Origin of the sequence: Coprococcus intestinalis, assembly GCF_023656595.1 — a bacterium.
In the GTDB taxonomy this organism is placed as follows: Bacteria; Bacillota; Clostridia; order Lachnospirales; family Lachnospiraceae; genus Coprococcus_A; species Coprococcus_A intestinihominis.
In genome coordinates this window covers 130,220-143,322 of the sequence record NZ_JAMOKJ010000007.1, presented here as the reverse complement: position 1 = coordinate 143,322, position 13,103 = coordinate 130,220, and the positions used below count along the sequence as shown (strand labels likewise).

The following is a 13,103-nucleotide window of genomic DNA, read 5'->3' as shown; positions in this document are numbered from 1 at the left end:
GCCATGTTTATATAAAGAATTATAAAGTAAAAATAGGAAGAATTAAATTCCACATTTGAAAGCAGGGTGATTTGCAGGATTAAATTCCACAGAGGGGTGGAATTTAACTTTGCAATTGAGTAATCATAGACATAATCAAATTTTTTTGTCTGAAATCTTGTCTGCTGCAAATAATATATGCTATACTAGAACAAAGTGAGTTGTGAAACAGGGCGACAAGCCCTGTTTTTTTAGGCCAACAAGGAGGAACAATATGAGTAAAACAAAAGTCTGGATCATTGGTGCCCAGGGAAGACTTGGCAGTACCATTAGTGATGCCCTTGACCGTATGGCATACAATGTACTGACATCGGATATGGATGTGGATATTACCGACATGGATAGTGTGACGGCATTTATGGACATGAGCCATCCGGCAGTCGTCATTAATTGCGCAGGTTATAATACCCATAACTGGCTGGAAGAGGATATGGTGAAAGCGTTCAGAGTCAATGCTATTGGTGCGAGAAATGTTGCTTCTGCATCCCGTAAAGTGGGCGCAAAACTCATTCATATGTCAACAGATGACGTATTTGACGGACAGGGGAATGAACCACTGAATGAATTTGATACAGCAACTCCGGATACAATTTTTGGTAAATCCAAGCTGGCGGGAGAAAATTTTGTGCGTGAACTGAACCCGAAGCATCTGATTGTTCGTAGTTCATGGGTTTATGCCAAAGAGGGCAGTTGTTTTGTAAATTCTGTGATTCGTCAGGCAAAAGAAGGCGGTGTCATTCAGGTGGCAGCAGAACAGTACAGCAGTCCGACAAGTGCCAAAGTGCTTGCTGATTTTGTTATGAAGATGATTGATGCCAATGAATATGGTATTTATCATGCTTCCTGTGAGGGGTGCTGCAGCCGCGTAGAAGCAGCAGAAGAGATCCTTCGATGCATGGGGCAGGATCCGACAGGCAGAATTGAGGAAATATCTGCCGAAGCAGGCAAGAACAGCCCGAGAAGGACAGATCTTCAGAATCTGATGATGAAGGTAACCGGAATTTACCAGATGCCTGACTGGAAAGATGCGATGCGGGATTATATTCAGGAATTGAGGGGGTAGGAAAATGGCAAAAGAAAAAAGCAAAAAGAAGCTGGGAATGACCACACTGATTTTTATCGGTTTATTCCTTGGTGCATTTACCGGTATTATTCTGTATTACTTTGTTCCGGCAGGATATATGAGAGATACCGTGTTGGTGGATGGTGTATTTTATGTTGTCGGACAGGGCTTTTTAAGACTCATGCAGATGCTGGTTGTGCCGCTTGTATTCTGCTCCCTGATTTGTGGTAGTGCGGCTATTGGTGATACGAAGACCCTTGGCAAAGTCGGTGTGAAGACCATTGTATTCTATCTTTTTACAACGGCTCTGGCGATTTCGATCGCTCTTGCGGTGGGAACGATTGTCAAACCGGGACTTGGACTGGATACAGCTGCGATTCAGACACAGGATGTCACTGTAGCTGAGAGTACGACTCTGACAGAGACGTTATTAAATATCATTCCGACTAATCCCATTGGAGCATTGGCGAATGGTACCATGCTTCAGGTGATCGTATTTGCACTTTTTGTCGGCATTATTCTTGCAAAACTGGGAGAAAGAGTGGAAGTTGTTTCTAACTTTTTTGCACAGTTCAATGATATTATGATGGAGATGACCAATATGGTCATGATGGCAGCGCCGATTGGCGTGTACTGCCTGATTGCCAGAACATTTTCCAATATCGGTTTTTCGGGATTTATTCCGATGGCAAAATATATGCTCTGTGTACTTGGAGCACTGGCGATTCATTGCCTTGGCAGTTATTCTGCATTGATGGCAATCTTTACAAGACTGAATCCGTACAGATTTATCCGTAAGTATTTCCCTGTTATGAGTTTTGCTTTTTCAACAGCAACATCTAATGCTACGATTCCGATGGCAATTGAGACCCTGGATGAAAAAATTGGTGTATCCAAGAAGATTTCTTCATTTACGATTCCGTTGGGAGCAACGATCAATATGGATGGTACAGCAATCATGCAGGGTGTTGCCGTCTGCTTTGCTGCCCAGGCATTTGGCATTACTTTGACACCGACGGATTATCTGACTGTTATCGCAACGGCAACATTAGCTTCCATTGGTACAGCAGGTGTGCCTTCTGTTGGTTTGATTACATTGTCTATGGTATTTGCTTCTGTTGGGCTTCCTGTAGAGGCCATTGCCATGATCATGGGTATTGACCGAATCCTGGATATGGCCAGAACAATGGTTAATATTACGGGTGATGCAATGTGTACGGTCATTGTGGCGAATCAGGACGGTGCACTGAATCGGGATGTATTTAACAGCAAATAAAAGAACTGAATAAGTATATTGTGTATAAAAGGTATCCGTGTTGATAAATGCGGATACCTTTTGTCTGTTACATCCGTTTCAGTTCAGGGAGAACTGTGGAGAGCATTACGATGAAGCAAAGACTGCCGCCGATAACATTGGAGACGGGTTCGGCCATAAAAACGCCGTTTGGGCCAATGTTCAGGGCATAAGGCAGGATATAAGTCAGGGGCACCACAATGATGACTTTACGCAGTATGGAGAAAAAGATGGCATATTTCTTCTTGTTGAGGGCTTTGAAAATTGTTTGACCCACATATTGCAGCAGCATGAAGATAAATGCAGCAAAATAAAGTTTCATGGCGGGGACGGTATCGGTCATCAGGGCCTGATCCGAGCTGAAAATACCGATCAGGAAGCGAGGTGCAGCCAGAATCACGCTCCAGATGAGCAGCGTATAGATCAGCGCTAAAACAGCCATGGTGATACCGGCCTGACGTATTTTTTGGGGGCGTCTGGCACCGTAATTGTAGCTGATGATCGGCGAGGAACCTTCTGTGATGGCGTAAATCGGCGTTTCGACCATCTGACGGACACTGGAGATGATGGTCATAACGGATATGTAGACATCACCGCCTGTAACGGACAGGACATTGTTGGCGCAGATAGTGACAAGACTGTTGGTCAGCTGCATAATAAATCCGGCAGTTCCGAGGCTGACGATATTTTTGGCATCTTCACCGCAGGCTGCCAGTTCGGTTTTGGAAAGAAAACGGATCCGATATTCTGCTTTGTAGTGTAAAAAGTACAAAACAAAGGCAGCAGACAATGTCTGCGAAATAACCGTGGCAATGGCGGCGCCTTTGATGCCGAGTCCGAATACAAAGATAAACAGCGGATCCAGCAGAAGGTTGGCGACAGCGCCGATGATAACAGAAGCCATGCCGGTTGTTGCATAGCCCTGGGCATTAATGAAAGGATTCATGCCGGTGGCAGCCATGGATGGAAATGTACCGAGCAGATAGATCATCAGGTAGGGGTATGCATAGGCCAACCCGGCATCAGAAGCACCAAAAAGTACCAGAATCGGTCTGGCAAAGAGCAGTCCTACGATCATCAGGATAACCGCGCATAATGCCAGCAGGGTAAAGGATGTATTCATCAGAAGTCCGGCTTTCGCATGATTGCCTTTGCCGCGTTCAATGGAGAAGATCGGCGCACCGCCGGTGCCGAACAGGTTGCTGAAGGCTGTGATAATGACGATGATCGGGAAACAGAGTCCAACAGCGCCGAGAGCCGTGGTGCCAACGTCAGGGATACGGGCAATATAGACACGGTCAACGATATTGTAGAGAAGACTCATGATCTGGGCTACAAGCATCGGCAGAGCGGCTTTCAGAATGTTGCTGACGATATTGCCATTTTCAAAATCAATGCGTTTCATAAAAATCATTCCTTGTTTACGAATTTTTCTTGATGTAGTATAACATGAAATGAACTATATGAAAAATATTGTTTTTATATCTATCCTATAGATTTTTTATATAGAAGGCTGATTTAATGACGGTTCAGAAAAATATTCTCAGGAATTGAGCGAGACGACTCAGAAATATTCAAAACAACTATATTAGGAATCAAAACGAAAGAAAACTGTAAAGAATGAACGTGTCTGCTATGAATTCGTTCATTCTTTACAGTTTATTGAGATTTGGGAAAGTTTTGCCCTTTATAACTCCGGATGCCGTTTAAAGTAATCCTTTGTTTCGTTTCTTACCACGCCATTCAATGCCAGCAGTGCGATTAAGTTCGGGAATGCCATCAGTGCATTAAAGATATCGGCAATGTTCCATACGGCAGCAACGGTCATATAAGGACCGATGAAAACGCAGATAATGTACAGCCAACGGTAGGTTTTGACAGCTGTCTGGTTTCTGTTCAGAAGATATTCCAGACAGCGTTCGCCATAGTAATCCCAGCCGAGGATGGTTGTAAATGCGAAGAATACAAGGCAGAGCATCAGTGAGAAAGATGCCACAACCGGAGGGAACGGAAGACCCTGCTGGAAAGCAGTTGTAGTGATGGCAACACCTTCAAGGCCGGTATTCCATGTTCCGGTAATAACGATAGAAAGACCTGTCATGGAGCAGATAACGATTGTATCGATAAATGTACCTGTCATAGAGACAAGACCCTGACGGACAGGCTCTTTTGTCTGAGCGGCGGCAGCAGCGATAGGTGCGCTTCCGAGACCGGATTCGTTGGAGAAGATACCTCGCTGGATACCTTTCTGCATAGCCATGATCATAGTACCCATAGCGCCGCCGGCCAAAGCACTGCCTGTAAAAGCAGATTTCACGATGGTTACGATGGCAGCCGGAACAGCTGTGATGTTGGTGATCAGGATGATCAATGCCAGAGCTACATAAAGAACTGCCATAAAAGGCACAACAATCTGAGCAACTTTGGAAATTCGCTGGATGCCGCCGAGAACAACCAGACCGACACATAATGTCAGCACAAGACAGGCGATAACGGTTGCCCATGAGTAGGTATTGCCGAACAGTGTGACGGTATGTGCCATATTCGGATCAAAGAAATTTTTCACTGCGGAAGCGATACCATTGACCTGTGTAAAGGTACCGATACCGAACAGACCAACACCGGCACCGAAGAAGGCAAAAATTTTGGCAAGCCAACGCCATCCGTGTCCCATCCCGTTTTCAATATAGTAGAAAGGACCGCCGAGAACATGGCCTTCGTTATCGATTGTACGGTATTTGATTGCTAACAGACCTTCGGCATATTTAGTCGCCATACCGAGAAAAGCAGCAATGACCATCCAGAAAAGAGCGCCGGGGCCGCCGGCAGCAATGGCAGTTGCAACACCGACGATATTGCCTGTACCGATGGTTGCGGAAAGAGCTGTACATAAAGCTCCGAAACTGGATACTTCACCTTCGCCGCCGTCTTCATTTTTAATCATGAACTTGAGTGCTTTGCCGAGATGTCTGATTTGAAGAACACCTAAGCGGATTGTTAAGAGACATCCTGTGAACAGGATTAAGATGATCAGAGGCAGTCCCCATACGACCGCGTCCAACCAGTTGATGAGATTGTTGATTTGTGTAAACATTCTTTTTCCTCCATCCTTTTGCCTGAGAGATTTGCAGTTGGGCGTATTCAATCAAAAACACCGCAACTGTGTACACCTTCGGCGCTCTTCCTTTGTATTTTGCATGATGCATTGTGAAGAGACTCTCCTGAGTATTAATTCAGTAATACAATGAAATAAATATTAGCATAGGGAAAAAGGAAATTCAATGTATTTTTGTGAAAAAAAGAAAAAACTGTAAAATTTTACCATGGTAGCGTAAAGATGCAAGATGGTTTCGGATATATTCCAGATATATTTTAACCGGCAGAAAGATGCGGAGTCAGCGAATTATTCTATGTTGATTGCAAGGTTGGATGTTATATGGTAAGCTAGAAATAAATAAATCAGAAAAGTGATCAGGAAGGTGAACAGCCAATGAGAAAATCAGACAGCGTAGTGAAACAGCAAAAGGCATCAAGCCATTTAAGCGGTCTGGAAATCGTATTGAACCAGATGGTGACCATCGACCGTTCGCGAACAATGGAAGAGTTGAACCGGGCGATACAAGGCATTCTTGAATACATAGGAGAATATACGAAAGCCGGACGTGCCTATACTTTTGAATTTATAGAAAAACAGAGTATTTACCGCAACACCAGTGAGTGGTGCGCGGAAGGCGTCAAACCCCAGATGGACAATCTTCAGGCTGTTCCGTTTATGGAGATGCCATATTGGCACAGACAGTTCCTGCGTGGAGAGAAAGTGGTAATTGAAGATATAGAGGCGGCAAAGGATGAGATGCCGCTGGAATATCGTCTGCTTAAGGCTCAGGATATTCATACAGTGATTGTTTTTCCGATGTTTCATACAGACACATTGTGGGGGTTTATCGGACTGGACGATCCGATTTTGGATGAATCACAGTCTCTGATCAATCTGCTGACAGTGGTGGGAAGCCATTTAGGCAGTGCTTATGACAGCTGCCATAAGTCGAATTTGCTGGATGAGAAGCAGAATGCACTGCAGGCCAGTATTGACGCATTTCAGAGGGAACAGCGATTTCTGCAGGTTCTTTGCCAGGATTACATATCCGTTTTTTTTGCAGATTTGAAAAAGGATTATCTTGAGATTCTCAAGGTTGATCCGGAGGCAAATGTTCTGCAGGTGTCGGCATCGGAAGAATATATGACACTTTCTTATAAAGAGATTATAGAGAGCTATTGTCGTCAGTTTATGATGCAGGAAGAAGCCCGGAAGTTGAAGAAAAGGCTGAATGCTGAGAGACTGATGCGAGAACTGAAGTCGCGTGACAGGATTTCCTTTCGTTTCCAGAGTCTTCCGAATGGTGCAGGCCATGAATATTTTGAGGCACAGATCACCAGAATGGCCATCGATGAAGAGAATTTCAAGGTGTTGATCGGTTTTCGTTTTATTGATGACATTGTCAGGGAGGATCGGGAGAAGCAGAGAGTGCTCAGAGAGGCATTGAATGAGACCAGGATCAATAATGAGATTATCTCCGCCATCAGTAAGATTTATTTTTCGATTTACAGAATTGACCTTGAGAAGGATGTGTATGATGAAGTTGTCAGTATCAATGAAGATCACAAGATGACAGGTGTATCCGGTAAAGCTTCTGAGAAGATGGTTGAAATCTGTAAGGCAGTTGTTGCCAGAGATTATCAGGACCGGATTATGCGTTTCTTTGATCTTTCGACATTGCAGGAACGTCTGAAGAACACAGATACAGTTACATTGGAATATATGGTTCCGGACGGCAACTGGCAACTGGCACGTTTCATTGCTAAAAACAGGAATGAGCAGGGAGTCGTGACAAAGGTTTTGTATGTGACCCGTGAAGTCAGCGACGTTATGCTGCGTGAGCGCAACTGGTTTATGGCGGCAGAGGCAGCCAACCGGGAGAATGAAGCTAAAACAGACTTTCTTTCAAGAATGGCCCATGATATCCGGACACCCCTTAACGCAGTTCTTGGATTTGCCTATATTGCCAAAGCGCATATTGACGAGAAGTCTATTGTCAGTGAGAACCTGGACAAGCTGCAGTCTGCAGGGCGTTATATTCAACGGCTGGTGGATGATGTTACGGATATCAGCCAGATCGAGAGCGGACATTTTCATATTGAGCCTGCATTTTTTAATGTGATGACGTTTTTCCGTGATTTCCAGGATATAATGGGCCAGATGACAGCAGACCGAAAGCTGCATATGACCTGTCAGGCGCATGATATATTGCATCCTCAGATTGATGCAGATGCTATTCGTCTGAAACAGATCTATGTGAATCTGGTATCCAACGCTGTCAAATATACACCGGAAGGCGGCATGGTCCATTTTGAATTATATGAAGAAACATCAGACAGTCCGGGATGTGTACGTCTTGTGTCAATTGTACAGGACAACGGAATTGGTATGACAGAAGACTATATGAAGAAAATGTATGAACGTTTTTCGAGATCTGTGGATACAAGAATCAATAAAGTCCGCGGCAGCGGTCTGGGATTGGCGATTGTCAAGGAACTGGTGGATCGGATGAACGGCAGGATCGAAGTACAAAGTGCTGTAGGTGTTGGTACAACATTCAGAGTTGTCTTTGATTTTCCTTTTGAAGAAGCAGATTCCGACATGATCCTTCAGTCTCCGATGGAATCTGATCTTGAAATGGCTGGTCAGTCATCGACAGAATCTGACCTGACAGACTGTGAGGGGATGCATGTTCTGATTGCAGAGGATAATGAACTGAACTATGAAGTTGCTCATGAGATTCTGGCAATGCATGGTATTACAAGTGAGCAGGCGGAAAATGGAAAGATCTGTGTTGAAAGATTTATGGAGGCACCGGAAGGCACTTATGATGCGATTCTGATGGATATGCAGATGCCGGTGATGAATGGTCTGGAAGCGACAAAGATGCTCCGCAAAATGGATCAGTACCATGGAAATACGATACCGATCATAGCCATGACAGCGAATGTTGCCAAAACGGATATGGACAAGTGTCTTGCGGCAGGGATGACAGGCCATCTGGCTAAGCCGCTGGATATTCATGCTTTGATTGCAGCGTTGGCGTCCGTCAGAAAAACGGGAAATGCAAAAATGGAGAAGAAGGATTAAACAATGGTAAAAGTATACTTGGTCGAGGATGAGATTATTATACGCCAGAGTATCAAGAACAGTATCGACTGGCAAATTGTCGCTGACAGATGCCATGGAAAAAGGAAAGCGTTTTCATATGAATCTTAGCGGCCTTTTTTATTCAAAGTGGCCATGGAGGGTGATGCAGACTGTGGTGATATGATGTCTTACGGTTACTATTCAGGGGAAAATATTACCGATATCACAGAGGGCCGTCCACTCTTTGTGAGAAAACCAACCAGCCGATTCAGTCTTGCTAACTTTAATAAAGGTGCAATAGCAGTTGAAATAAGGCTACCGCAATCCCACTGGCTTTAGACGGTGGGTTAAGGTAGCCAAAAATCAAAAATTATTGTATACTCATGGCATGGGGACATGGAAATCTAAAAACAGACACAAATACCTATTACAATATCACATTATTTTCGTCTGCAAATATAGGAAGAAATTACTGGTTTCGAGACAGATATCAGATGATATAAAGCAGTATTCATATGAGATATGTCAAAGGCACAGTGTTATTATCAGATATATGGAAACGGATAAAGACCATATTCATTACATGATAGAGACAGAACCAACAATGTCTATTAGTAAGATTGTAAACCTGATGAAGAGCTATACAACATACCATATATGGAAAAGATATCCTCAATATTTACGAAAACAATTTTGGAAAGAACATACCTTTTGGACAGATGGATATTTTGCATGTAGTGTAGGAAATGTATCGGAAGAAATGCTGAAAAGATATATAAAAAATCAAGGTTGAGAAAGAGGGTGACAGTGGATGTTAAAGGCATATAAATACAGAATATATCCTAATAATGAGCAGAAAATACAACTTGCAAAAACATTTGGTTGTTGCCGTTTTGTATATAATCAGACACTGGCATACCGGAAAGAAGTATATGAGAAAGAGAAAAAATCAGTTAGTAAAACTGACTGTAACAATTACTGCAACAGACAATTAAAGAAAGAATATGAATGGCTGAAAGAAGTGGATAAATTTGCTCTGACAAATGCGATTTACAACATGGATGCTGCATATCAGAAATTTTTTAAGGAACATGCAGGTTATCCGAAGTTTAAGAGTAAACACGATAATCATAAGTCATATACAACAAATTTTACGAATGGCAATATAGCAGTAGATTTCGAGGGAAATAGAGTAAAACTGCCTAAAATAAAAAATGTAAAAGCAAAACTGCATAGAAATTTTAGCGGGCAGATAAAATCGGCAACGATATCACAAATTCCGAGTGAAAAATATTATGTATCAATTTTAGTGGAAACAGAACACGTGGAACTGCCACATGTAAATCAAAATACAGGAATAGATTTAGGTATTAAGGAGTTATGTATTACTTCTGCTGGAAAGAAATACGAAAATCCAAAAATCATCAGAAAATACGAAAAGAAACTGATAAAACTGCAAAGGCAGTTAGCCCATAAAGAGAAAAGAAGTCAAAATTACTACAAAACAAAGAAAAAGATAGCATTATGCCATGAAAAAATAACAAATACCAGAAAAGATTATCTGCACAAGATGTCCCATGAGATTATCAGCGAAAACCAAGTGATAGTTTCGGAAGATTTGCAGATAAAAAACATGGTAAAAAATCACCGTTTGGCAAAGTCTATAAGTGATGTATCATGGTATGAGCTGACAAAACAGTTAGAATATAAGGCAAAGTGGAATGGCAGGAAATATGTCAAAATAGACACATTCTATGCCAGTAGTCAGCTGTGTTCAGTCTGTGGATACCAAAATACAGAGACAAAAAATCTATCAGTAAGGGAATGGACATGTCCTGTCTGTGGAACAAATCATGACAGGGATATCAACGCAGCAAAAAATATACTGGAAGAAGGATTAAGACAAATAGCATAAAAATAACAATATAGGGCAGGGACTGCCCGAATTAACGCCTGTGGAGATAGTAGGTTACGAGGTCTGCGAAGCAGGAAGCCCATTGGCTTTAGACAATGGGCAGTTCACGAATTAAAAGAAAGAAGTCTACGAAGCCAATATGCTGCTTCCGAAGTATCAGCTTGTGACTTTTACATGGGGCAATGTCAGCGGGATTGACCGCGAGAAGGGCCTTTTTGTCATCAAGCCGAGCGGTGTGGATTATGACAAACTGAGACCGGAAGATATGGTTGTTGTAGATCTGAATGGCAATAAAGTAGAGGGCGATTACAATCCGTCTTCTGATACAGAGACACATGTTGTCTTATATAACCGTTTTCCGAAGATCGGCGGTATCGTACATACTCATTCACCATGGGCCACAAGCTGGGCACAGGCCGGCCGTGGTATTCCATGCTACGGGACAACCCATGCCGATTATCTGTACGGCGAGGTACCTTGTGTGAGAAATCTTACAGAGAAAGAGATCAATGAAGCTTATGAGAAGAATACAGGTGTCCTGATCGCGAATGAATTTGACCGTCCGGGTCTGGATTATATTGCGACACCTGCCGTTCTCTGCAAGAATCACGGACCGTTCACATGGGGCAAGGATGCCCATGAGGCTGTACACAATGCCGTTGTTCTGGAAGAAGTTGCCAAGATGGCAGCCCGCTGCGAGCTGATCAATCCGAAGGTTCAGCCTGCACCGCAGGAACTTCAGGATAAGCATTATTTCAGAAAACATGGTGCCAATGCGTACTATGGTCAGCCGGGTAAATAGATTTCCGTTAAACGAGGTAGCAATTATCGTAACTTAAAAATGCAAGCATTTTATATCTGGTTTTTGAAATTTTGCTTGGCTTTGAACAGTTACAAATTATCATATAATTAAGGGCGAAAGGCCCCAGGAGGTAAAATTATGAAATTTTTTATTGACACAGCGAATGTAGAAGATATCAGAAAAGCAAATGACATGGGCGTTATCTGCGGCGTTACAACGAACCCATCCCTGATCGCCAAAGAAGGCAGAGATTTCAAGGAAGTCATCAAAGAGATCACAACGATCGTTGACGGACCGATCAGCGGCGAAGTAAAGGCTACAACTGTTGATGCAGAAGGCATGATCAAAGAGGGCCGTGAAATCGCAGCTATCCATCCAAACATGGTTGTTAAGATTCCTATGACAGTTGAAGGTTTAAAGGCTGTTAAGGTTCTGTCTGCAGAAGGCATCAAGACAAACGTTACACTGATCTTCACAGCAAACCAGGCTTTACTGGCTGCAAGAGCAGGTGCTACATATGTATCCCCATTCCTCGGCAGATTGGATGATATCAGCACAGCAGGTATCAGCCTGATCGAAGATATCGTAACAATTTTTGACAACTATGGCCTCGAAACAGAGATCATCGCTGCATCTATCAGACATCCAATGCACGTAACAGATTGTGCACTGGCAGGTGCGCATATCGCAACAGTTCCTTACAAGGTAATCGAGCAGATGACACATCATCCGCTGACAGATCAGGGTATTGCTAAATTCCAGGCAGATTATAAGGCTGTATTCGGCGAATAGAAAATTTATGTTATGCGGAGAGCCGTCAGTTCATGTGTAACTGTCGGCTTTCTTTATAAACTCCTCTTGAAGAAAATGCGATTTTACTATAATATTAAAGAAAAGAAAATGCGATTTTATGGTATTTTGCGCAAAAAGAAAATGAGGAACTGGGCTTTTCTGAAAATGTAAAAATTATTGCCGGTGCCGGCGATAATGCAGCAGCGGCAGTGGGAACAGGTACAGTGGGAGAAGGCAAATGCAATATTTCGCTGGGGACTTCCGGAACAATTTTCATTTCCAGTGAGCATTTCGGTGTGGATGAATACAATGCGCTGCATTCCTTTGCCCATGCGGATGGTCATTACCACCTGATGGGCTGCATGCTCAGTGCGGCATCCTGCAATAAATGGTGGAATGAAGAAATTCTGAAAACCAAAGATTATAGCGCGGAGCAGGCGGGAATTACGAAGCTGGGTGAAAATCATGTCTATTTTCTTCCGTATCTGATGGGTGAGCGTTCGCCCCACAATAATCCGGACGCAAGAGCTATGTTCATCGGCATGTCTATGGATACAACAAGAGAGGAAATGACCCAGGCAGTGCTGGAAGGAGTTGCTTTTGGTCTGAGAGATTCTCTGGAGGTAGCCAGAAGTCTCGGTATCAGCCCTGAGAGAACGAAAATCTGCGGCGGCGGTGCGAAGAGCCCTCTGTGGCGTCAGATCATTGCCAATGTAATGAATCTGAAAGTGGATGTTCTTGAGAATGAAGAAGGCCCGGCACTCGGAGGTGCTATGCTGGCGGCTGTGGGATGCGGAGAATATCCGGATGTGGAGACTGCAGCAGCAAAGATTGTCAAGGTGGTGGACACAGTGACACCGGAACCTGAGCTGACCAGGAAATACGAAGAACGCTATCAGTATTTCAGAAGGATTTATCCGACTGTAAAGGAATTGTTTTGAGAGAACAAGAAAAACGATTCGGTGAAAATTCTCGGTTAAAAACAGATAATCGGCGAAAGAAAATGTTAAC

Annotated in this window: 9 protein-coding genes, 2 pseudogenes and 1 riboswitch; of the genes and pseudogenes, 9 read left to right on the top strand and 2 right to left on the bottom strand. The window is 43.3% G+C overall.

The genetic code is table 11. The features are described 5' to 3' along the window. Positions 1-253 precede the first annotated feature (253 nt). Positions 254-1,102: a dTDP-4-dehydrorhamnose reductase gene (gene rfbD / locus NBH03_RS07330; RefSeq protein WP_250798639.1), complete on the top strand. Its 849-nt coding sequence runs from the start codon at positions 254-256 to the stop codon at positions 1,100-1,102. 4 nt (positions 1,103-1,106) lie between these two features. Continuing rightward, complete coding sequence (locus NBH03_RS07325; protein WP_250798637.1) at positions 1,107-2,378, top strand: dicarboxylate/amino acid:cation symporter; 1,272 nt, start codon at positions 1,107-1,109, stop codon at positions 2,376-2,378. Between the two features lie 67 nt (positions 2,379-2,445). Here NBH03_RS07325 and NBH03_RS07320 read toward each other — a convergent pair whose 3' ends face one another. Further along, the gene (locus tag NBH03_RS07320; RefSeq protein WP_250798636.1) at positions 2,446-3,801 is read right to left on the bottom strand and encodes an MATE family efflux transporter; all 1,356 of its coding nucleotides are present in this window, start codon (positions 3,799-3,801) and stop codon (positions 2,446-2,448) included. Positions 3,802-4,083: 282 nt separating this feature from the next. Continuing rightward, positions 4,084-5,490 carry an alanine/glycine:cation symporter family protein gene (locus tag NBH03_RS07315; protein WP_250798634.1) on the bottom strand — a complete coding sequence of 469 codons (1,407 nt, stop codon included), beginning with the start codon at positions 5,488-5,490 and terminating at the stop codon, positions 4,084-4,086. Then, a riboswitch (glycine riboswitch) is annotated at positions 5,491-5,630 on the bottom strand. Between the two features lie 256 nt (positions 5,631-5,886). On the opposite strand from NBH03_RS07315, the gene NBH03_RS07310 reads away from it, so the two are divergent. The 7 genes and pseudogenes from NBH03_RS07310 to NBH03_RS07285 form a co-directional block, all read left to right on the top strand. After that, on the top strand, positions 5,887-8,583 hold the full coding sequence (locus tag NBH03_RS07310) for a hybrid sensor histidine kinase/response regulator (protein WP_250798631.1): 2,697 nt from the start codon (positions 5,887-5,889) through the stop codon (positions 8,581-8,583). 3 nt (positions 8,584-8,586) lie between these two features. Further along, positions 8,587-8,712: a hypothetical protein gene (locus NBH03_RS15870; protein ID WP_256167353.1), complete on the top strand. Its 126-nt coding sequence runs from the start codon at positions 8,587-8,589 to the stop codon at positions 8,710-8,712. 259 nt (positions 8,713-8,971) lie between these two features. Next, a complete protein-coding gene (tnpA, locus tag NBH03_RS16115; protein WP_250798623.1) occupies positions 8,972-9,376 on the top strand; it encodes an IS200/IS605 family transposase in 405 nt (134 codons plus the stop codon). 18 nt (positions 9,377-9,394) lie between these two features. Next, on the top strand, positions 9,395-10,498 hold the full coding sequence (tnpB, locus tag NBH03_RS07300) for an IS200/IS605 family element RNA-guided endonuclease TnpB (protein WP_250798621.1): 1,104 nt from the start codon (positions 9,395-9,397) through the stop codon (positions 10,496-10,498). Positions 10,499-10,613: 115 nt separating this feature from the next. After that, positions 10,614-11,300 (top strand): annotated as a pseudogene (locus NBH03_RS07295) (L-ribulose-5-phosphate 4-epimerase); the annotation flags it as partial. Positions 11,301-11,438: 138 nt separating this feature from the next. Next, entirely contained in the window at positions 11,439-12,092 is a 654-nt protein-coding gene (gene fsa, locus NBH03_RS07290) for a fructose-6-phosphate aldolase (RefSeq protein ID WP_117540523.1), read from the top strand. Between the two features lie 143 nt (positions 12,093-12,235). Continuing rightward, positions 12,236-13,033: pseudogene (locus NBH03_RS07285) on the top strand (FGGY-family carbohydrate kinase); the annotation flags it as partial. Positions 13,034-13,103: the final 70 nt, after the last annotated feature.

Bases quoted from the DNA above. Each gene is read 5' to 3' on its own strand.
- rfbD (WP_250798639.1), top strand. From the start codon at position 254: ATGAGTAAAACAAAAGTCTGGATCATTGGTGCCCAGGGAAGACTTGGC.
- NBH03_RS07325 (WP_250798637.1), top strand. From the start codon at position 1,107: ATGGCAAAAGAAAAAAGCAAAAAGAAGCTGGGAATGACCACACTGATT.
- NBH03_RS07320 (WP_250798636.1), bottom strand. From the start codon at position 3,801: ATGAAACGCATTGATTTTGAAAATGGCAATATCGTCAGCAACATTCTG.
- NBH03_RS07315 (WP_250798634.1), bottom strand. From the start codon at position 5,490: ATGTTTACACAAATCAACAATCTCATCAACTGGTTGGACGCGGTCGTA.
- NBH03_RS07310 (WP_250798631.1), top strand. From the start codon at position 5,887: ATGAGAAAATCAGACAGCGTAGTGAAACAGCAAAAGGCATCAAGCCAT.
- NBH03_RS15870 (WP_256167353.1), top strand. From the start codon at position 8,587: ATGGTAAAAGTATACTTGGTCGAGGATGAGATTATTATACGCCAGAGT.
- tnpA (WP_250798623.1), top strand. From the start codon at position 8,972: ATGGGGACATGGAAATCTAAAAACAGACACAAATACCTATTACAATAT.
- tnpB (WP_250798621.1), top strand. From the start codon at position 9,395: ATGTTAAAGGCATATAAATACAGAATATATCCTAATAATGAGCAGAAA.
- fsa (WP_117540523.1), top strand. From the start codon at position 11,439: ATGAAATTTTTTATTGACACAGCGAATGTAGAAGATATCAGAAAAGCA.